Here is a 20,646-nt window from a genome sequence, read left to right as displayed (position 1 = left end):
GCCTGGGCTTGCTGCTTGTCGCGCTAAGCTGGAGCCTCTACGGCTGGCAAACGCAGCGACGCCTGCCGCAGGTGCCCTTCCCGTCCAAGGCGTTCGTGCCCGTCTGGACCCCGACCAAAGCTCCAGTACCAACTGACCGCCCGGGCGAGGTGCTGCTGTTTTTCAGCCCGGACGACTGTGGGCAGACGGTGGCGCGCGCGGTGGCGTTCTGGGTCGAAGGGGCGCGGGCGCTGGGCTATCGGGTGGTGGGGATTCTGGAAGACCGGAGCCGGGAGCTGGCACGCCGCTATGCGGCGGTGATGGGATTTCCGTTCGCGGTGTGGTGGGATTCGGTGGGTTGGTACGGGCGGCATTATGGGGCGTTGGCGTTGCCGCGGGCGCTGGTGCGGCGGGAGGGTCGGGTGGTGGGGGAGCTGGGGCCGGAGGCGTTGCGCACGGTGCGGGGGGTTGAGTCGGTGCGGCTGTTGTTGGCTGCTTATTTCCGCGAAGATCTTTCTGTTCTCAAAAACCAACCAGAAGGAGGTGAGCTATGAGACGCTGGAAGGATCGGCTGGCGACGTTGTTTCTGGTGGTGGCGGTAGGCCTGAGCCTGCTGCCGTGGATTGTGCCGGCAGTTTCTGAAGAAAGGACCTCCGCAGAGTGTCCCAGTTTGGACTATGATTGGATAAGGAAAGAGATCTACTGCAACTGGCTTATTCCCTGTTATGGAAGACCGTTATGCTGCTTTGATTGTGGAATTGCCATTGTTCAATAAAAAGTCAATAATCATTATGTTCAAAGATACATGTAGAATATTTTTAATTTTAATAATAATCTGGATTTATTCACTTACCTCCCTGGGACAATCTATCGAGGATGTAATCCTATGGGTTGACTCGCTCAAACTTGAGGAGACAGAAGAAACATTTACAGGAATTATTGAGGTGAGTTTAGATCCGGAAGGAGGCTTTCTGGTAGCGGATGTTCAGGAGCATCAGGTGCGCCTTTACACGCAAGAAGGTCATCTACGTTTATATTTTGGCGGTCCCGGGGAGGCGCCGGGTAGATTGCGTCATCCTCGGGCGCCGGTCCGCCTTTTATCCGGTAGGATTCTGGTCCCTGATTTTGGAGGGCATCTCTCGTTATTTGATTCCCGTGGAAAGTTTATCCGGCGGTATACCCGGGTTGTCGTATCAGGAACCTATGCGGTGCGGGATGTACCGGGGCCTGAAGTTTTATTAATTGGCATGCGAAAAGCCCAGCGAGGTGCTCAGCCGTTGCTTCATTTTTTCGATCCAGAAAAGGGAAAGATTACCAAAAGCTTTTTTCCTCATCCTATTTCTCCGGGCCAGTATGGTGGCGTAATACATTCATTGGCACATTTAGTTGATGCGGATGTACTGGGTGATCGTATTGTAGCCACTTTTCTTTTGTTGAACCGGCTTTATTTTTTTGATCTAAATGGCCGGTTTATTGAAGCGATTGAAGTGCCCTTACGCCATTTTCGACGAACGATTCCTGAAAAGCCAATAGCCTCGTTGGAAGCATTTACTCAGTTTTTAGAAAGTCACTCGCTTTTGACGCGCGTTTTCTGGTTAAACCGAAAAATCATTCTAATTCTTTATAAGGATTTGTTGGATGTTCAACGCCGAAAGGCCCGCTGGAGTCTGGCAGGAGTCACGCCGAGAGGAAGCGTATTGTTTGAAGTGACGGACGTACCTCGACTGCTGGCGGTTAATCCACAGACAGGGACCTTGTTTTTCACGCATCCGAATTACGAAACAGAGAATCACTGGCTCGTAGGCCGCTTGAAGCCGCATGTACTTCGAGCTGCTGGACTCCGGCCGTAAGTGCATCTCTCGGGAGGGGCATGGCTGCCGGTGGCTGTGGGTGGTGGTCAGCGGAGCCCTCTTGTGCGAGTGCGGCGATTGAGCCCTATGGGGTGCTTGTTTCGATTTCGGGCAGGTGACAGCAGCCGCTGGAGCTTCCGGGCCCGGTGCTGGGGCGAGACGGGGTCTATCATCTTTACATTCGCTTGTCGGACGAGCCGGCTCGTCGGTTGATCGGGCGTTACCGGGTGGTGCTCTGGCAATAATGGGCAGCGGAGAAAAGGGGCCTTTCAGGCGAGCACTTCTTCGGCCAGGGCCAGGGCGCCCAGAACGCCGGCGCGATCGCCAAGAGCAGGCGGCACGATAAACGTTTCGAGATCTGGCAGCGTCACGTATCCGTTGAGGCAGGCAGCCACCTTCTGGCGAAGGCGCGGAAACAGATGGGTCTGGTGCATGACCCCCCCGCCCAGGATGAGTCGCTGCGGAGAGAGCGTCAGGATCAGATTGGTCAGGCCCAGGGCCAGGTAGTGAGCCACCTGATCCCAGGCCGGATGGCTGGGAGGCAGTTCGGGAGCGGGCCGCCCCCAGCGGGCAGCGATGGCCGGACCCGAGGCAAGTCCTTCGAGGCAGTCGCCATGGAACGGGCAGATTCCGGGCCGGTTGTCGTCGGGCAGGCGAGGAATGAGCAGGTGGCCCATTTCAGGATGCTGGTGGCCGTGGTGGCGCCGGCCGTTCACGATAGCCCCGCCGCCGATGCCGGTGCCGATGGTCAGATAGACGAAGGTGTGCAGTCCGCGGCCGGCACCCCATCGATGCTCGCCCAGAGCGGCAGCGTTCACGTCGGTGTCGAAGGCAACCGGCACGTTCAGGGCGCGGCGTAGCGTACCGGCCACGTCGGTGTGTGCCCAGCCTGGTTTGGGCGTTGTAGTGATATAACCATAGGTGGGTGAGGCGGGGTCAGGATCGACGGGGCCGAACGACCCGATGCCCAGCGCAGCGATTGGTTCGGGTTGTTTCTGGAAAAAGTCGATCACGCGGCTGAGCGTTTCGTCCGGCGTTGTGGTCGGGAAGCGGGCCAGGGCGCGGAGGTCGTTCGGGCCGGTTCCCACGGCACAGACGAACTTAGTGCCGCCGGCTTCGATGCCGCCAAGTAGAGGATGTTCGGCCATCGGTTTAAGCGATGCCATACCAGTAACGGGTGACGGTTTCTATGAGGCGCTGGGCGGTTCGCAGGTTTTGCAGGGCAATTTGCGCCCGGCGCGTGGGGGTTACAGAGAGCGGGCGCTTGTGGTCGTGGAGGGTAGGAGTCAGTGGGTGTTCCAGGCGCTGTTCCCAGTCGAGGCGCCAGGACGAGGGAAGCCGCTCAAGGAGCGGACGATCTTGCAGAATCAAATACAGCAGCGTCCAGACGCGCACGGTCGCATCGAAGTCGTAGCCTCCGCCCAGCGTAAACAGCGCGCGGCCGCCGGTGTGTTCGTCGGCCAGTGCTTTGAGTCGGCGGAAGAGCTGTTCGTAGGCGTGGGTGGTGAGCAGGAGGTCCGCCAGGGGATCCTGGAAATGGGCATCGGCGCCGCACTGCACGACCAGCACATCGGGCTGGAACATCGTTAGCGCATGGGGCACGACGCGCTCAAACACCTCCAGATAGCTTTCGTCTTCGGTAAAGGGTTGCAGGGGTAGGTTGAGCGAAAAGCCCTGTCCGCGGCCTTCGCCGATCTCATTGATCGCACCGGTTCCGGGAAACAGGTACTGGCCCGTCTCGTGTAGGCTGATGGTCAGGACAGTGTCTTCATGGTAGTGAATGGCCTGCACGCCGTCGGCGTGATGGACGTCGAGGTCAATGTACGCTATGCGCAGTCCGGCCCGGGTCAGTGCCCGAATGGCAATGGAAAGGTCGTTATAGATGCAAAAGCCTGCGGCGCGGTTCGGGTGCGCGTGATGAAAACCGCCGCCGAGTTGCAGGACCATCCGGGCCTGGCCCTCGGCAATCAGGCGGGCCCCACAGAGCGTTCCGCCCACCTGTAGCCGAGTGGCATAGTCCATATCAAGAAAGATGGGAACGTCAGGAGTGTCCAGGCCAAAGGCCCGGGCGTCGAGCACCGCTTCGCCCTGGCTGGCGGCTTCCACGCGGGCAACGTAGGCTTCGGTATGCACCTGAAGCACCTCGTTGCGGGAAGCTGCGGCGGGCTGGCAGGGCGTAGGTCGGTCGCCCAGCGCCTCAAGCAACGTCCAGAGCATCTCCAGCCGCAGGGGACTGAACGGATGCTCCGGACCAAAGCAGTACTTCAGATAGTCCGGATGGTAAACGATGGAGATCACGGTTTGCGGGAACGTCAGCGAACTTTGACGCTTTTCGCTCGAAGCGTGCCAGCCAGCGAGTGCGTTTTTCGTAAGGAGCTACTGCCCCTCGAACGCCCTCTCTCCTTCCTGAGCCCGAAGGCTCGTTCGGGCCAGCGCAGCAAGCTGGCACCCAAGCTTACAAACATCCTGCCGTTGGACGCAAGGTAACGGTGCGGAAGTCGGCAGAGCGAGAGGAACTGGCGGTCGATCACCAGAAACAGGGGCGCGCTGGAGGCGCTGTTGCATGCCGAGCAGTGGCTGCTGCGCGGGCAGGAAACGAGGTCAACCACGCTCTACCAGCCCTGATAGCATTATTCTGGACCACTTGCGCATTCCGGGCATTTCTCAGAACACCCGGGCAGATCGTGCTGTCGCCTGATGGCAGGGCATACCCTGCGGAGCGCCTGAAGGGTTCAGCGACGCGCTGGACGGTTTTCGCTCTGCAGCGCCTGGTGGACGTAATTTCGGAGTTGGGAAGCCGGAACGCCTACCGGCACGCGGCGCCCGTTCAAAAAGAACGTGGGCGTGCCGGTCACGCCGACTCGCCGTGCCAGCGCAATATCCTGCAATAGCAGAGAGTCTACAGGAGTGTCCCGGCCATACAGGTACGAATTGAAGGCGGCCCGTTCGGATTCCGTGCGATCGTAGAGCAGGCTTTCTATATCCAGTTGCTGAGCGCTAAAGAGGCGGGTGTGCATGAGCTCGAACCACCCCAGCGCGTCGGCGCAGAGGGCAATGCGGGCAGCCGCTGCCGAGCGGTTGAGGTTCAGCGGATAGTGTCGGTAGATAATCTGCAGGTCGGGATACGCCTCCAGCAGGGCCTCCAGTGTCGGGTGTATCTGGCGGCAGTAGGCACACCGGTAATCCAGGAATTCCCCCAGAATGGCTCTGGGCTCAGCCGCGCCTACCCGGTGGTCGCCCTGGAGGAGCGGTTCCCAGAGGGAATCCGGTAACGCGGGCAGCGTTTCAAAGTCTTCAGGGAAGGGAGACGGAGACTGCGTCTCCGGAGAAGATCAGTTGCAGGCGTTCGGCTTTCATGGCTGTTCGGGAAGCGTGTAGACGTAGAGCAAATCTTCTGGAAACATCCGGGCCAGCAGCCTGCCCGTTTGGGGGATGACTTCGATGAGGCGAGCAGATAGAGATACCTCCTCTATACGGTCCGCTTCAAGGAGACCCATCTGAAGGGGTGTCTGGTCGCGGTGGAGGCGCAAAATATGCGATAGCTCCATTCGTTCACGCGTGACCCGCACGACCAACACATGCTGGATGTGAGGCGCCTCTGGCCAGCGCATTGCAACGGCCAGATAAAGCCAGCCTTTTGCATAAGCAGCATCTCCCCAGAGTTGGGCGAGCATGTAAGGCTGTTTGCGCTGTAGTTCCTGCGTGCGCCCCCAGGCCTCTTGAAAAAGCTGGGCTAGGAATGGGGGCTGGTTTAGCGTGAGAATCTCCTGCACCTTGCCCTCGAAAGTGTACCGCTCGATCTGGGGGTGCAAGCGCGGAACGGCAATGATGTCTTGCGACTCCGTTATAAAAACGCCAACGCGGAAATTGAAAAAAGCAGAAGAGGGATGGTCAGGTTCCAGCATGCGTCCGAATCGGCGCACAAGACGTCCGTGGAGATCATACAACCGAAGAGGATCTTCGGAGCTAACAACGGTTTGTACAATTCCGTAAGGTGTAACGTGAACGCAATGCGCACAGCGACTACGAATAAGATAGCGATCAAGGTATACAAAATCGGGCAACAAAAATTTTTTGATAATCCTGCCTGTACCTACAAACAGGGTATCTCCCCATAAATGGAGGAAGGATATACCCATCAATTCTTCTGGACCTTCTCCAGGCTTGCCCAACGTACGTATTAACTGGAACTGGCGGTTTGTCCAGGCAATCTGACTCAGCTCATCGTCACCAATGAAGTATCCATATGTTGGTGCATAGGCAATGGCCAGGACTTTGTCGAGGTAAAAGTGCGGGCCCAGTACGGTAAGCGCTGTGTCTGGGTACAGGTCGATATAAGGGATCTCCTGTGCCCGAGTAGTCTGAAAAGCAGGGAATAGAAGCAGCAGGAAGAATTTCAGGGGCTTCATGGCGCTTTTGCGACGATTCAAAAGGGGGATAGCAGCTTGTCTCTGCTACCCTCCGACTGCGTTTCACCTACTCACGACAAAAGCCATAGGACCAGCCATCCCCGTCATAGCAGCGAACTTCACCATTCCTCTGGCTTGCTTCGCACTGTGCATTTGGCCCATCCGCTTCACAGGAAACTTTGCCGCAATTCCCACAGGTTACCTCCGCTCTGCACTTTATGGCCCAGGCCGGAGACGGGTCCAGTAAGATCAGGCTGCCGGAGAGAATGAGCACCGCGAAAAAAGCATGGAGTACGGGCAGCCGTTGCAGCAGCTTCTTCATGACTCCTCCATGGTTTTTTGAGGGGGAAGGATTTTGAAGAGTCTGACTCTAACCTAAAAAACAAGAAGATCGAGGCAAGAGGTATGGTTTGCAATTTTTGAATGCAGAGATGGCGATACAGCACAGGAGCTTTGCAAAGATGATACAACAGGGCTGAGTTACAGGGAGACTTGCAGCGTACGATGATTGTCACTCCGTGCCGGGCGTGCGGATGACGAGCCGGTCCGGCAGGTCGTTGCGCTGGGGGGCCGGGTTGAGCAGGGGGCCGGTCAGCGGGGTGTCGAGGGCGGTCACGAACGGGGCCAGCGTCGCAAATAGAAATTCCTGCTGGAACTCGAAGAAGTCGTCGTCGAAGCCGGCGCGGTCGCCTTCGTGGCCGATGATGTCGATGAAAAGCAGCCGCGGCCAGTCCGGAAAGCGCTCCTGCGCTTCCCGCAGCAGCGCAAAGAGCGCCTGGGCGGCCTCCTCGAACGTATCGTCCGGTTCCACCACGTGATAGATGGAGACCGTGTTGTCGAAGTTCATCCAGATGCCAGGCTGCCGGGGACGGTTATAGGCAGGTACGAAGGCAGGGCCTTCCATGGCTGGCAGGTCGGTTCGTGCAAGGGGATGCAAAGCGAACGCGAAGGCACGTGGTGAGATTCCTCTTGCCTTGCTTTTAATGAAACAGGCCGGATGTCCCGCGGGACATCCGGCCTGTTACCTGGCAGCAAGCCCAATCGTTAGGCTGGTACGCTCAGGCGGCTGAGCACTTCGACAAGCGCCCGTCCTACCCGTTCAGCCGAAGCGGGATTCTGGCCTGTCACAATGCGATCATCTACCTCCACGTAGGGCGCAAAGTTTTTCACCGACACGTGGATTGCCCCCAGTTCTTTCAGGCGCGTCTCCAGCAGGAAAGGCACAATTTTGTCCAACTGGACGGCCTGTTCCTCTTCGTTCGTAAACGAGTTGATCCGGCGTCCCTCAACAAGCGGTCGACCGTTAGATAGCCGGATGGGAAGCAGGCCAGACGGTCCGTGGCATACAGCGCCGATAGCACCCCCGCGCTCATAAATGCTTGCCGCAATGCGAGCAATAGCCTCGCTTTCCGGAAAGTCCCACATCGTGCCGTGGCCACCTGCGTAGAAAATCGCTATATAGCGGGCCGGATCGATCTGCTCGGGAGCCAGGGTTTCCTCCAGGCGAGCACCGTGAGCTTCCCAGAAAGCTTTGTTGATGGGATCGTCCAGTTGGTTGCTCCTCGGATCCATAGGTGCTTTGCCACCCCGGGGACTGACGAAGTCAATCTCATAACCCGCTTCGTGGAGCACATGAAAAGGATGCGCTACTTCAGACAGGTAGTAGCCCGTCTTATGCCCCGTGTTGCCAAGCTCGCTGTGATTGGTTACGACGAACAGAACACGGCCCATGATGACGTCTCCATTTTTTTGTTTGACCATGCACTTGCCTGCAATGGAGGAAGTGAACAAATGTTCAGTCCGTTTTGTGACGAACTCGCAACACAGTAGCCATTGCTGCAAAACAAAACGCCTGGCCTTCACAGACCAGGCGTTTATGATCACGCGTAAATGGCGTGTTTAGAACAGCTCGGACGACTGCGAGAGGCGTTCGACGTTGGTCGCGCTGAGCCCTTTGGGCGTGCGTTCCACTTCGTAGGAAACCTCTTCGCCTTCGCGCAGGCCTTCGTCCCAGCCCAGACCGGGTACGTTGTTGCGATGTACGAATACGTCCTTGCTGCCGTCGTTGGGTTCAATAAAGCCGTAGCCTTTGTCGATGTTGAACCACTTGACGCGTCCTCGTTGAGCCATGATACCCTGAATGTTGTGTCGCCTCACGTGGGGCTAACCCTGGAACCGTAGCCACTCGAAGAGCACTCGGAAGTGGTCAACCCGCAGGAGGTGACGTCGTGTAAAGTAACGTTAACAACACCCCCAACGGATGGGTAGCCCGGGGGTTCCGGGTAGAGAGAAAAAAATCAGTCCTGGCCGCAGGCGAACCTTGTGCGCTGTTCCAGAAAAGCCTGCACTTCCGGTAGCGTGAGCATGTAGCGTCCGGGCGATGCGGCGGCGACCATAAGGTAGCCTTCCGGGTTGAGCAGGAGCAGGCTGGGAAAGCCGAAAATTTCAAACTGACGCGTAAGGGACGCATCGGGGCGGTCATACAGGACTGGATAATCGATGCCGTGTCGTTGCATGAAGGCGCGGACGGTATCGACCGGCGCACCTCCAGTTACAGCGTCGCTGGAAATGCTGAGCAGGACGATCTGGTCCCCATACTGACGGTGCAGCGCGCGCAGTTTGGGAATTTGCGCGATGCAGGGGGTGCACCAGGTGGCCCAGAAGTCGAGCAAGACCCATTTCCCCTGCCACTGGCTTATGTCCACTTCCTGTTGCTGCTGGAGTTCGAGATAGCGTCCCTGCAGCGTATGGCGGCGTTCAGAAGGAAGAAGGACCGGCAGGGGGGCCCGCGAAAACAGCTGAAAGCGTTGCAGGCCACGTGTCGAATCGGTGTGCAGATACCAGGCGCGGAGCGTGTCGGGCGGCAACTCAGAGGCCGGAAGGCTGCGGGCCAGCAGGTCGAGCACAGCCAGGGCCTGGTCTGTCTGTTTCCGTTGACGGAGATCGTTCCAGAGCGAATGGCCGAGGGCTCGCAAATAACGGGGCTGAGTGAAGCGAGAGGCCTGCGCAGCCAGCTCCAGGAACACCTGGCCAAACTGTTGCTGGCGGCGGAGTGCTTCGAGGGTAAGGAGGGGCAGTCTGCGACTGATCAGACGGCTGGTGCGTTGGAGGCGGGCGTGCAAAAGGGAATCCGAAGAGGCTCGGAGCTGATAGGCCTGGATCAGGTCAGGGAGGCGTTGCAGCCGCTGGTAGAGAGCCTGCCAGGTGAAGTCAGGCAGTGCGCATTCAAACAGGAGTGGACTGGTGATCACTTCAAGGTCTGGAGCATAGGCAATCAGATGCGCTCGTTCCGGATGAGTAGCGGGCGCTGCATCGTCGAAGTTCGCCAGAAATGCAGGGACCATATACCGACGGTAAACATGGCATTCGAGCGGGCGCGGTAGGGGCGTAAACTGCGTTGCCGAGGCGACCAGCAGCAGATAGACATAGGGACTGAGACGGCGAAGGGCTGCTTCCTGGAGCGGGGTGTGGCGCAGCCAGGCGCGTTCGGCCCGTTGCAGGAACGTGTCCAGGCGGGCCAGCGAGGTGAACGGCGTATCGGGAGGGGTTTGCTGCAGGTAGTGGATAAAGAAGAGCTGCTGCCGCAGCGCCCGGCGTGCCCAGAGCGTATCGCCGGGGGTTGCTGAGGCAGCAGAGGTAACCACCAGTAACAACAGGAGCGCGCGCTTCCAGCCGGTGCGCTTCATCGTGGACCAACTGGCAATTGTATGGAGCCTTGATGGGATAACGACAACAGCCCCCAAGATCTTATGTACATTGCGCAAGAAAAACATAGTTTGGATATTAACAGCCGGAAAATGATAACATCATTCACAGGCGTGGCGTTTATGATGCGACGTGCGCTGCTTGTACTGACTGGTCTGTATCTGGCGGGCACAGTGCTGGCCCAATCTCGGCGGCCTCCTCTTGATACTACGGTAGTTACGCGACACACCGTTACGATAAAAGGCCAGCGAATTCCTTATCGCGCTGAGGCGGGCATGCAGCCTGTCTGGGATCGGTGGGGCCGTCCTATTGCCACCATGTTCTATGTGTACTACGAGCGCGAAGACGTGCAAGATCGGTCGCAGCGGCCTTTGATTTTTTCGTTTAATGGTGGGCCTGGCTCCGCTTCGGTCTGGATGCATATTGGCTATACCGGTCCCCGGCGCGTGCGCATTGATCCAGAAGGCTTTCCGGTGCAGCCGTACGGGATTGAGGAAAATCCCCACGCCATTCTGGACGTGGCCGATATTGTTTATGTCGATCCCGTCAATACAGGCTTTTCTCGCATCTTGAGCGATACGGTGGATCGTCGGCAGTTCTTCGGGGTGAACGAAGACATTGCCTATCTGGCTGACTGGATTGCCGCCTGGGTCAGCCGGCATGGCCGCTGGCGCTCGCCCAAGTTTCTGATCGGGGAGAGTTATGGTACCACGCGGGTAGCCGGACTGGCCAGCGCGTTGCAGGAGCGGCACTGGATGTATCTGAACGGCGTCATTCTGGTCTCGCCTACCGGACTGGGCATCGAGCGGGACGGGCCGGTCGGCCAGGCGCTGCTGCTGCCCTACTATGCCGCGGCGGCCTGGTACCACCGGAAACTGACGCCTGAACTCCAGCAGCGCGACCTGGAAGCGCTACTTCCCGAGGTCGAAGCATTTACGGTAGAAACCTACTTGCCGGCGCTGGTGCGGGGCGGTTTTCTGGAGCCGGAGCGCCGTCGCCAGATTGCCCGGCAGGTGGCCACCTATGCAGGCATCTCAGAGCAGGTGGTGTTGCAGTACAACCTGGCCGTCCCCCGCAACGTGTTCTGGAAGGAACTGCTGCGGGATGAGGGATTCACCATCGGCCGGTTGGATTCCCGCTACCGAGGCATCGACCGACAGGCGGCTGGCGAGCGCTTCGACCACGATCCGGCACTTAGCGCCTGGAATCATGCCTTTACGCCGGCCATCAACTACTACCTGCGGGAAGTTCTGGGCTTCCAGACAGATCTGGAGTACTGGATTTTTGGGCCGGTGCGTCCCTGGAATCGGGAGGGCAACGAAACCGGCGAGCAGCTTCGGCGCGCGATGGCGCAAAATCCCTATCTGCACGTGCTCGTTCAGGCTGGCTATTTTGATGGCGGGACCGATTACTTTTCGGCCAAATACACCCTGTGGCAACTGGATCCGAGCGGAAAGCTACGGGATCGTCTCTTTTTCAAAGGCTACCGGAGCGGCCACATGATGTATCTGCGAGAGGAAGACCTGGCCACCGCCAACGATGACCTGCGCGATTTCATCCGGAAGGCCCTGGAGGCCGCCCGCACACCGGCACGGTATTGAACACAACCGCACCTAGCCCATGCATGCGCGAACCTTCTGGCACCTGATCCTGCTGCTCAGTCTGGCTCCGGCTCTTCAGGCACAGGACCAGGCGGCCTGCTATGTGGCGCTGCCTGCGCCCGAGCGCATCGAAGCCGTGCGCCAGTACATTCGCCAGAGCTGGGATCTCCTGACGCGCTCGCACCGCGATCTGCTCGCGGCCGTGCAGGACCCCAAAGTCGAACACGAACCGGGCACGCCCTGGCCGCTCTACATTGCAGCTACCGAAGACCGCGCGTCGGTCTGGCAACGGCTGCAAGCGGCCCTGCCCGACTCCGCGCTTCGCCAGATCGAACTGCGCGTGCTGCCCGAAAACCCGGTAGCACATCTGGACCAGATCCGACCGCACGGTCTGCTTTATCTGCCTGAACCGTATGTGGTGCCAGGAGGACGTTTTAACGAAATGTATGGCTGGGACAGCTACTTCATTGTGAGAGGACTCCTGCGTGATGGGCGAATTGACCTGGCCCGGGCCATGACAGAAAATCACCTCTACCAGGTCCGCCATTATGGCAAAGTGCTCAATGCTAACCGCACCTACTACCTGACGCGTTCGCAGCCTCCGTTTCTGACGGCTATGATCCTGGCCGTGTATGCGCACGTGCAGGATCGTGACTGGCTGGCCGCTACCATTCCAGCCATCGAACGCTACTATGCCTACTGGACAACGCCCCCGCACCTGGCGGGCGAAACAGGCCTCTCGCGCTATTACGATCTGGGAAACGGACCAGCTCCCGAGGTAGTGGCCAGCGAACGGGATGCCCAGGGACGCACGCACTACGACCGCGTTCGCGAATACTACCGCACGCAGGAGATAACTGCCTACGACGTGTCGCGCTACTACGTCGCCGAAGCAGATTCGCTGACCCCGCTCTTTTACAAAGGTGACCGTTCCATGCGGGAGTCGGGCTTTGACCCGTCGAATCGTTTTGGCCCCTTCAGTGTGGACATTATCCACTACGCGCCGGTGGGACTGAACGCGCTCCTGTATCGGATGGAAATGGATGTCGCTCGCATTCACGAAATCCTGGGAGATACCGCAGCCGCTGCACGCTGGCGTGCCCGGGCCGAGACGCGACGCGCTCGGGTTGATCGTTACCTGTGGGATCCTCAGCGAGGACTTTACTTCGACTATAACTTCGAGACCGGCCGCCGGAGCGACTATGTGTTTGCCACCACCTTCTATCCGTTGTGGGTGGGCATGGCCTCACCGGAACAGGCAGCGCGTGTGGCGGCCAACCTGTATCTGCTGGAAGCTCCCGGCGGTTTGCTGACCAGCACGCACATCAGTGGCAGCCAATGGGATGCACCGTATGGCTGGGCTCCACTCTATCTGATCGTGGTTGAGGGACTTCGGCGGTACGGATATGACAAGGCAGCAGATCGACTCTCGGCCAAGTTTATTTCGATGGTCGTAGAAGACTTTGAACGAACCGGCGTCATTCTGGAAAAGTATGACGTTGTGCAACGCCGCTCCGACGTGGCGCTGCAATACGGATACACGTCGAATGAAATCGGCTTTGGCTGGACCAACGCGGTCTTCGCTGAGCTGCTGGCGCAGATGCAGCAAAGATGAAAGACCGGCAGGCACACTGGGAGCATCTTTATGCAACGCAGCCACCTGAGACGGTTGGCTGGTACCGACCCCACCTCGACACCTCCCTGGCCTTCATTCAAGCGTTACGTCTGCCTCTGACCGCGCGTATTCTAGATGTGGGAGGCGGAGCTTCGACGCTGGTAGATGACCTGCTGGCCCGGGGGTTTGAAGCCATCACGGTGCTGGACCTGTCGGCTACGGCGCTGGCACAGGCGCAGGCGCGGCTGGGGCAGCAGGCCGAACGGGTTACCTGGATCGTTGCTGACATTACGAAGGTGTCGCTGCCGGCAGCCGCCTATGATCTCTGGCACGACCGGGCCGTGTTTCATTTTCTAACTACACCAGAAGAGCGCGCGCGTTACTTGAAGCAGTTGCGCGCTGCGCTTCGACCCGGCGGCTTTGTGATCCTGGCAACGTTTGCACCTGAGGCGCCTCCAAGGTGTAGTGGACTGCCGGTCGTACGGTACGATCTGGACACGCTGGTGCGTACGGTAGGGCCGGGCTTCCGACTGGTGCGCCATGGCCGCGAGCACCACGTTACGCCCGGCGGTGTAGAACAGCCCTACTTGTACGTGTGCTTTCAGCGAGAATAAACGGCGTGAGCAGACTATGCAACAGCTTCCTCCAACCATGCGGGCCATGGTACTGGAAGCGCCTGGCCAGCCGCTGGTGATGCGGGAGCTTCCAGTGCCCGCACCGGCGCCCGGTGAAGTGCTGCTGCGCGTAGAAGCCTGCGGGGTCTGTCGCACCGACCTGCACATTGTAGAGGGGGAACTGCCCGGCCCTAAGCTGCCGCTTATTCTGGGGCATCAAATCGTAGGACGAGTAGTACGCCTGGGCGAAGGCGTGACGCGTTTTCAGGAAGGGGACCGTGTGGGAGTGCCCTGGCTGGCCGAGACGTGTGGGCGCTGCCGGTACTGCCGCCGCGGTCAGGAAAATCTGTGTCCCGATGCCCGATTCACTGGCTATACCCGGGATGGTGGCTTTGCCGAGTTCACCACCGCACGGGCCGACTACTGCTATCCCCTGCCAGATGGAATTTACGATGCACCCCATGCGGCCCCGTTGCTCTGTGCCGGACTGATCGGGTACCGTACCTACCGTCTGGCCGGACCCCACGTGGAGCGCCTGGGATTGTACGGATTCGGGGCGGCTGCGCATCTGATCATTCAGGTGGCCGTGGCGCGGGGTCAGCAGGTCTATGCATTTACACGGCCTGGAGATGCAGAGGCCCAGGCATTTGCCCGAAAGCTGGGAGCGGTCTGGGCGGGTGCGTCAACCGAACGCCCGCCGGAGCCGCTCGACGCAGCCCTGATCTTTGCACCGGTCGGGGCGCTGGTGGTCGAAGCCCTGCGCTCTGTGGACCGAGGAGGTGTGGTAGTGTGTGGCGGCATTCACATGAGTGATATCCCGTCGTTTCCGTATCGGCTGCTCTGGGAAGAACGCGTCATTCGCTCGGTGGCCAACCTGACGCGCCAGGATGGGGAGGAATTCCTGAAGCTGGCGCCTACCATTCCGGTGCGCACGGAAGTCACGTGCTTTCCGCTGGAAGCAGCCAACGAGGCGCTGCAACGACTCCGCAAGGGACAGTTGCAGGGAGCGGCTGTGCTGGTAATGGAGGTGCGTTAGAGAAGGGCCTGAAGCGCCTGCAGCAGCAAACGGCCTGCGATGAACAGAGCCAGCAGGGCAAAAGCACGGCGTAGGCCGGTGGTTCGGAGTCGGTGGGCGGTCTGCACCCCGAGGCGGGCGCTGAAGGTAGCCGGCACCGCCAGCAGCAGGCCGTGCAGCACATCGACGTGGCCCAGCGCAGGCACACCGGGTGAGACGGCAGGCATGGAAAGCGCATAGCTCAAAATGCCTCCCAGCGAAATCAGCACAATCGTGGCGCTGGAGGTTCCGACGGCTCGATGCATGGTCAATCCCAGCAGTCGATGATAAAGCGGCACCAGGATGATCCCACCTCCCACGCCGGCGGCTGCGGCCACCGTGCCGGCTACGGTGCCAGCGCCTGCCAGGGCAGGCCAGCGGAGCTGAAAGCGTTCAGTTTCCGCAGCGGTCTGCCGGGGACTGCGTAGCATGCGCAGGGCAACTAGGAACAGCACCATCCCAAAGACCAGCCGAAAAGCCGTACCATTGTACCAGGGCTGGGTGGTGATGTAGCGGGTGGTGAGCATAATGGCCAGGGTGCTGAACAGACCAGCTCCTACGGCCACGGCTGGCACAACAGCCTGCCGCCGATACTGGAACCAGGCGCTGCTCAGCGAGGCAAGCAGCGTGCAGAACAGGCTGGTTCCCAGCGTTAGCGGGGTAACGACAGCAGCAGGCACCCCGATGGCCTGAAAGTAAAAAAAGAGTACCGGGGCAAAGACAATTCCTCCCCCGACGCCGACAAGGCCTGCCAGGAAGCCTCCTAGCAAACCAATGCCCAGGAGAAGTAGCAGGTGAGCAGCTTGCATCAGTTTGGAGAGAGCAGGGCCGCGTAGGTTTGCGCGTCGCGAAGCAGAGCAGCAGCGCGTTGCACGACCGGGTCGTCGGCCAGCAGATACCGCGTGTGCACTTCAGGAGGTAGATAGCGGGCCAGCAGCTCCTGGCGAATCAGGCGACGAAGCGCTTCAGCTTCCCGTTCAAATGCCATTTTCTTGGCCTGCATTAAGGCGGTGTGGACAGTTTCCAGCGCCTCCAACGCCTGCGTGTAATGTGCCGTTTCCAGCTGGGTCTGGAGCGTGGCCAGGGTGTGCTCGGCTGCTATCTGATAGTCGAACTGCTGGGCCTCTAGCCACGCCCGGAACTCCTCCAGGATCTGATCATCCACCTGGACGTCGGGAGTGGGAGGTTCTGGATGCTGGGCGACATAGTGATTGGCAAAGAAGAAGAAAGCAGCTTGGCGGCGCAGTGCCGTCTCCAGCGGACCGGGCGTAGGGGGAGCAACCACCACGTCGGGCTCAATCCCGTGACCATCGCGCACAACGCGTCCACGCCTCGTGTAGAAGATGCGGCGTAGAGAGTCCGGCACCTGGCGGCCCCGGCCGTCGTGTCGGCTGTAGTCAATGGCCTGGATGCTGCGACCGCTGGGTGTGTAATAGGCGGCGGTGGTCAGCTTGAGCGCAGTGTTATAGGGAAGTGGGCGAATAATCTGCACCAGACCTTTGCCGTAGGTGTTCGTTCCTACAATCAAGCCCCGATCCAGGTCCTGGATGGCCCCGGCGACAATCTCGCTGGCCGAAGCGCTGAGTTCGTTGACAAGGATGACCAGCGGCAGATCCGGATACAGGGGAGCTGATGCGTTCCGATAAATCCGCGTGCGGTCGGGCGTGCGGCCGCGCGTTGAAACGATAGGAGCGCCCTGGGGAACGAACAAGCCAGTTACCTCGACGGCTGCTTCCAGCAGGCCGCCGGGATTGTTCCGAAGATCCAGCACCAGACCCCGGAGCGAACCCGCAGCCTTGAGCTGCTCAATGGCACGGCGCACCTCTTCGCCAGCGCCTAGCGTGAAGCGTTCCAGCCGGATGTAGCCCAACCCCTCGGTGGTGTCGTCGTCCAGGAAGCCGACGTACGTAACGTTTTTAAGCTGCACTTCTTCCCGAGTCAACACAAATTGCAGGGGCAACGGCTCCCCTTCGCGTTCAATGGTTAGCGTGACCGTGGTGCCTGGTTGCCCGCGCAGCAGCTGCCGCACCGTTTCCAGCGAAAGCCCGTCGGTGGGCTGGCCGTCGATATGCGTAATGATGTCACCTGTGCGAATGCCTTGACGATAGCCGGCTGCGCCTTCAATAGGTGCCAGCACGGTGAGCCTGCCGTTGCGAATGCCCACGTTCAGACCAACGCCCCCGTAGCGGCCGCGCGTGAGAAGCTCGATCTCGCTCCGGTCGGCTTCGTCGAAAAACGTTGTGTACGGGTCCAGCTCCGCCAGCATTGCATCGATCCCTTTGCGCATGAGCCGGCCGGGATCAATGGGATCGATGTAATCGGTAACCAGCGTTTCGTAGAGGGCTCCGAAGATCCGGAAGTGCTTTTGGAGTGCAAAAAACGTATCACTACGCGGCGCCACCAGCCCGATCCCGATCCCCAGCAACAGGACCAGTAGGAAGGGCATCAGGTGTCGCTGCGGAGCCTTCATGACATTCCTGGGTCAGTACAGGGCACGGCGCAATTCCTCTTCTCGCCGCTGGCTTACAAAGGTCGCTATATGTATCGACAATTCATACAACAATAAAAGCGGAACAGCTACCAGGATCTGAGAGATGGGATCAGGCGGGGTAAACAGCGCGCCCATCAACAGCGCAATAACCAGGGCATACCGACGGCCCTTTCGCAGCGTGTCCCCTGTAAGCAGACCCATTTTGGCCAGGAAATATACCACAACAGGTAATTCAAAGAGCACCCCTACCCCGAAGGCCCACATGGTAATCATGTTAAAATACTTCGTAATGTCAAACTGATTAATGATCTGCTCTGAAATTGTATAGTTGGCGAAGAACTGAAGAGCCAGCGGGGTAATGACCAGGTAGCCGAACAGCACGCCCAGGATAAAAAAGCCGGTGGCAAAGGCCGCGGCAAAGCGCATGCCCTGCTTTTCGTGGGGGTAAAGTCCCGGCTCAATAAATTTCCAGATCTGATAGATGAGCACCGGAGAACCAATAATGACCCCCACGAACAGAATTGTACCGATATGGGCAAAAAATTGTCCGGTAATGGTACGGTTGAGCAGCTCCAGAGGCTTAGCGTCCAGGCCAAAAACCTGGTACATAAAGAAGCTGGGGCGCGTGGGGCCTAGCAGGATATTGTCGATGATCCATTTGCTGAAGAAGCTGCAGAGGATTGTCGAAGCCAGCACACCTGCCAGTCCCTTGATGAGCCGCCAGCGTAACTCTTCGAGATGGTCCAGAAAAGACATTTCGGCCATGTCGGCCGCTGGGGCGGCCTGAGAAGGCGCACCGTCACCCTGGGCTGGGGGCAGCGGAGAAGTGGTGGTGGATGATGAACTACGCGATCCGAACAGTTTCATGGCGATTTCCAGCACAGCAGCGCACCATGCCTACAGCGAGTCCGATGCGCTTCGCGGTCCGTCCCTCAGATTCAGGTCCAGCAGCGAATCTACCCAGAGCCCTTCGGCTTCGAGGCGGGTTCGTCCGCTGCTCCAGGTAAAATTGAACAGGGTGAGCACGCCGCATACCTGAAAGCCGTCGCTGCGCAGGAGGGCAATGGCCCGAGCGGCACTGCGGCCGCTATTGAGAATGTCGTCCACCAGTACCACCGGCTCTTCTCGGCATAGCGGTCCTTCAATGAGCCGATGGCGGCCGTATGGTTTGCGTTGGGCCCGGATAAAGCCGCCGCGCAGTTCAGGAGCTCCCGGGGGCGGAGGCGCCGATAAGATGGCGCAAACAAGGGCATACGCCCCAAAGCCAAAGCCCGCTACTTGTTGAACGCCTCGGGATCGTACCCGGTCAGCTAACACGCGGCCCACTTCACGGAACGTGTCCCCTTCCAGCATAGGGATCCGGGTGTCCAGCAGCCATCCAATCGGCTGGCCCCGTGGATCGGTGATAGGCTCCTGCTCGCGGCGCACAAGCGCCCGGGCATATAACCGACGCCCGAGATCAACCAGGTCGGCGTAAGCCGATGGGCTCAGGGTACGCTCTGCCATGGCAGCCTGAATCAAGGCCCCAGGGGCCTACTTCCTTCAAATTTATCTCTCTGAAAACCCCAAAAGGGTTGGCACGTTCCGCTTCAGGCAACCACAAAGTCATACAGCGGGAACTGCCGGCACAGCGCCTCTACTTCTTGCCGAATGCGACGCCGCAACGCTTCGTCGCCCGGATGCATAAGCACCTGGTCAATCCAGTCTACAACCTGGCGGAATTCTTCTTCCTTAAATCCGCGGGTGGTCATCGCCGGCGTGCCGATCCGGATCCCGCTGGTTACGAACGGACTTTTGTCGTCGTAGGGCACCATGTTTTTGTTCACCGTAATGCCCGCCTCGCCCAGCAGCGTCTCAGCCTCTTTGCCGGTCAGCCCTTTATTGCGCAGGTCGATCAGGATCAGGTGGTTGTCGGTGCCTCCTGAGACCAGGTGATAGCCGCGTTCTAAGAACGCCTCGGCCATAGCCTTGGCATTACGCACGATCTGCTCGGCATAGGTTTTAAATTCTGGCTTGAGCGCCTCGCCGAAGGCGACCGCTTTCGCCGCGATTACATGCATCAAGGGGCCTCCCTGCGTGCCGGGAAAGACGGCTGAGTCGAGCAGTTCGCTCATTTTCTTGATGCGGCCACTTTTCGGCGCAGTAATCCCGAAGGGATTGTCAAAATCGCGGCCGATAAGAATCATTCCGCCGCGGGGCCCGCGAAGCGTCTTGTGCGTGGTCGTGGTGACGATGTGGGCATACGGGAGCGGATCGTTTAGCACACCGGCTGCAATCAATCCGGCTGTGTGCGCCATGTCCATCCACAGGAGCGCGCCTACCTCGTCGGCGATCTCCCGGAAGGCTTTGTAGTCGAAGTCGCGCGGGTAGGCGCTGGCTCCGATGGAGATCAGCTTGGGCCGGATCTTACGGGCTTTGTCGCGCACTTTGTCCATATCGATCCGGCCGGCCAGGGGACCCTCTTTTTCAACCCCGTAGTACTCGGCCTGGTAGAGCATGCCCGAAAAGTTGACCGGGCTTCCATGGGTCAGGTGGCCCCCATGGGCCAGGTTCAATCCGAGAAACGTATCGCCTGGCTTGAGCGTGGCCAGATACACAGCCGCGTTGGCCTGGGCACCTGAGTGAGGCTGCACGTTGACCCACTCGCAGCGAAAGAGCTTGCGGGCGCGCTCCCGGGCCAGCTCCTCGACCACATCTACGTACTCGCAGCCCCCATAGTAGCGTTTACCAGGCAGGCCCTCGGCATACTTGTTGGTCAGAGGCGAGCCCATGGCTTCCAGCACGGCCCGTGAGACAAAGTTTTCGGAAGCGATCAGTTCGAGCCCGTTATTCTGACGCTCCACTTCCTTCTGGATCGCCTGAAAAACTTCGGGATCCTGCACCTGGAGTACCGACATGGCCGTAATGGATTATGAGGTGGAACAATTAATTCCTGGACTCCAAGATACGAAAAAGCCACGGGCTTTCGCAGATTTTCGGCAAAAAGTAATGTTAGCGCCGTGGTCGTTCGATTAAGAAGAACTGCCCTCCGATGCCCAGAAAGCGCCAGTAGTCCTGTTCGCCATCGTCCCCATCAGGGTCAATGGTGTAAATGCTCCAGAAGTAATAATTGTCGCGTCGCGTGGCCTTTCGGGTCAGGAGGGCTGCCAGATCGGATCCCGCCCTGGTAAAGGCCTGGCCGAGGGCCGTATTTCCTAACTCGCGTTGCAGATGCGTAGATGCCTGGGTGCGCACGTATTCTTGAAAGTCCTGTAGGTTGGGATTGTACAGATACAGCACACCGGCTACCGTCAGCAACAGCACCAGTCCGATCCGCATAGCCTTCTCC

20 protein-coding genes are annotated in these 20,646 nt (G+C 59.2%); 6 read left to right on the top strand and 14 right to left on the bottom strand.

All coding sequences use genetic code 11. The features are described from left to right. The coding region (locus BUA15_RS13725; protein ID WP_178139395.1) for a hypothetical protein at nucleotides 1-533 on the top strand (533 nt) is incomplete at its 5' end. A 171-nt stretch (nucleotides 534-704) separates the two neighbouring features. Further along, nucleotides 705-1,829: an NHL repeat-containing protein gene (locus BUA15_RS08030; protein ID WP_072715458.1), complete on the top strand. Its 1,125-nt coding sequence runs from the start codon at nucleotides 705-707 to the stop codon at nucleotides 1,827-1,829. Between the two features lie 269 nt (nucleotides 1,830-2,098). Here the strand turns inward: BUA15_RS08030 and BUA15_RS08020 are convergent, their stop codons facing one another. The 8 genes from BUA15_RS08020 to BUA15_RS07980 all read right to left on the bottom strand — a co-directional run bounded on the left by BUA15_RS08020 (nucleotide 2,099) and on the right by BUA15_RS07980 (nucleotide 9,924). After that, complete coding sequence (locus BUA15_RS08020; protein ID WP_072715457.1) at nucleotides 2,099-2,977, bottom strand: ROK family protein; 879 nt, start codon at nucleotides 2,975-2,977, stop codon at nucleotides 2,099-2,101. A gap of 4 nt (nucleotides 2,978-2,981) precedes the next feature. After that, nucleotides 2,982-4,127 (bottom strand): acetoin utilization protein AcuC, encoded by a 1,146-nt coding sequence (locus tag BUA15_RS08015; protein ID WP_072715456.1) that lies wholly within the window; start codon nucleotides 4,125-4,127, stop codon nucleotides 2,982-2,984. Between the two features lie 434 nt (nucleotides 4,128-4,561). After that, on the bottom strand, nucleotides 4,562-5,017 hold the full coding sequence (locus BUA15_RS13520) for a DsbA family protein (protein ID WP_245771979.1): 456 nt from the start codon (nucleotides 5,015-5,017) through the stop codon (nucleotides 4,562-4,564). Nucleotides 5,018-5,182: 165 nt separating this feature from the next. Further along, the gene (locus BUA15_RS08000; protein WP_072715453.1) at nucleotides 5,183-6,238 is read right to left on the bottom strand and encodes a hypothetical protein; all 1,056 of its coding nucleotides are present in this window, start codon (nucleotides 6,236-6,238) and stop codon (nucleotides 5,183-5,185) included. A 511-nt stretch (nucleotides 6,239-6,749) separates the two neighbouring features. Beyond that, nucleotides 6,750-7,175 carry a hypothetical protein gene (locus tag BUA15_RS07995; RefSeq protein WP_245771975.1) on the bottom strand — a complete coding sequence of 142 codons (426 nt, stop codon included), beginning with the start codon at nucleotides 7,173-7,175 and terminating at the stop codon, nucleotides 6,750-6,752. A gap of 107 nt (nucleotides 7,176-7,282) precedes the next feature. Further along, the gene (locus BUA15_RS07990) at nucleotides 7,283-7,969 is read right to left on the bottom strand and encodes a type 1 glutamine amidotransferase domain-containing protein (RefSeq protein ID WP_072715480.1); all 687 of its coding nucleotides are present in this window, start codon (nucleotides 7,967-7,969) and stop codon (nucleotides 7,283-7,285) included. A gap of 168 nt (nucleotides 7,970-8,137) precedes the next feature. Beyond that, on the bottom strand, nucleotides 8,138-8,368 hold the full coding sequence (locus BUA15_RS07985) for a cold-shock protein (protein ID WP_072715451.1): 231 nt from the start codon (nucleotides 8,366-8,368) through the stop codon (nucleotides 8,138-8,140). A 167-nt stretch (nucleotides 8,369-8,535) separates the two neighbouring features. After that, complete coding sequence (locus BUA15_RS07980; RefSeq protein WP_072715450.1) at nucleotides 8,536-9,924, bottom strand: TlpA family protein disulfide reductase; 1,389 nt, start codon at nucleotides 9,922-9,924, stop codon at nucleotides 8,536-8,538. A 144-nt stretch (nucleotides 9,925-10,068) separates the two neighbouring features. Here BUA15_RS07980 and BUA15_RS07975 point away from each other — a divergent pair, with 144 nt between their 5' ends. The 4 genes from BUA15_RS07975 to BUA15_RS07960 are packed head-to-tail and all read left to right on the top strand — an operon-like array spanning nucleotide 10,069 to nucleotide 14,809. Beyond that, nucleotides 10,069-11,544: a S10 family peptidase gene (locus BUA15_RS07975; RefSeq protein WP_423815756.1), complete on the top strand. Its 1,476-nt coding sequence runs from the start codon at nucleotides 10,069-10,071 to the stop codon at nucleotides 11,542-11,544. Nucleotides 11,545-11,563: 19 nt separating this feature from the next. Further along, on the top strand, nucleotides 11,564-13,159 hold the full coding sequence (locus tag BUA15_RS07970) for a trehalase family glycosidase (protein WP_072715449.1): 1,596 nt from the start codon (nucleotides 11,564-11,566) through the stop codon (nucleotides 13,157-13,159). Continuing rightward, nucleotides 13,156-13,773: a class I SAM-dependent methyltransferase gene (locus BUA15_RS07965; protein ID WP_072715448.1), complete on the top strand. Its 618-nt coding sequence runs from the start codon at nucleotides 13,156-13,158 to the stop codon at nucleotides 13,771-13,773. Before BUA15_RS07970 ends, BUA15_RS07965 begins: the two co-directional genes overlap by 4 nt. Before the next feature lie 37 nt (nucleotides 13,774-13,810). Next, complete coding sequence (locus BUA15_RS07960; RefSeq protein ID WP_072715447.1) at nucleotides 13,811-14,809, top strand: zinc-dependent alcohol dehydrogenase family protein; 999 nt, start codon at nucleotides 13,811-13,813, stop codon at nucleotides 14,807-14,809. On the opposite strand, the gene BUA15_RS07955 is transcribed toward BUA15_RS07960, so the two are convergent. The 6 genes from BUA15_RS07955 to BUA15_RS07930 form a co-directional block, all read right to left on the bottom strand. Beyond that, nucleotides 14,806-15,636 carry a sulfite exporter TauE/SafE family protein gene (locus tag BUA15_RS07955; protein ID WP_072715446.1) on the bottom strand — a complete coding sequence of 277 codons (831 nt, stop codon included), beginning with the start codon at nucleotides 15,634-15,636 and terminating at the stop codon, nucleotides 14,806-14,808. The two genes, BUA15_RS07960 and BUA15_RS07955, sit on opposite strands and share 4 nt — an antisense overlap. Continuing rightward, on the bottom strand, nucleotides 15,636-17,297 hold the full coding sequence (locus BUA15_RS07950; RefSeq protein ID WP_072715445.1) for a S41 family peptidase: 1,662 nt from the start codon (nucleotides 17,295-17,297) through the stop codon (nucleotides 15,636-15,638). Before BUA15_RS07950 ends, BUA15_RS07955 begins: the two co-directional genes overlap by 1 nt. 12 nt (nucleotides 17,298-17,309) lie before the next feature. Then, nucleotides 17,310-18,185: a twin-arginine translocase subunit TatC gene (tatC, locus tag BUA15_RS07945; protein ID WP_245771974.1), complete on the bottom strand. Its 876-nt coding sequence runs from the start codon at nucleotides 18,183-18,185 to the stop codon at nucleotides 17,310-17,312. Between the two features lie 30 nt (nucleotides 18,186-18,215). Beyond that, nucleotides 18,216-18,824 carry an orotate phosphoribosyltransferase gene (locus BUA15_RS07940; protein ID WP_072715443.1) on the bottom strand — a complete coding sequence of 203 codons (609 nt, stop codon included), beginning with the start codon at nucleotides 18,822-18,824 and terminating at the stop codon, nucleotides 18,216-18,218. 83 nt (nucleotides 18,825-18,907) lie between these two features. Further along, a complete protein-coding gene (locus BUA15_RS07935; RefSeq protein WP_072715442.1) occupies nucleotides 18,908-20,215 on the bottom strand; it encodes a serine hydroxymethyltransferase in 1,308 nt (435 codons plus the stop codon). 94 nt (nucleotides 20,216-20,309) lie between these two features. Next, nucleotides 20,310-20,636, bottom strand: a complete 327-nt coding sequence (locus tag BUA15_RS07930) for a DUF4359 domain-containing protein (RefSeq protein ID WP_072715441.1) — start codon at nucleotides 20,634-20,636, stop codon at nucleotides 20,310-20,312. Nucleotides 20,637-20,646 lie beyond the last annotated feature (10 nt).

Origin of the sequence: Rhodothermus profundi (assembly GCF_900142415.1) — a bacterium.
In the GTDB taxonomy this organism is placed as follows: domain Bacteria; phylum Bacteroidota; class Rhodothermia; order Rhodothermales; family Rhodothermaceae; genus Rhodothermus; species Rhodothermus profundi.
This window is presented reverse-complemented; position numbering and strand designations above follow the sequence as displayed.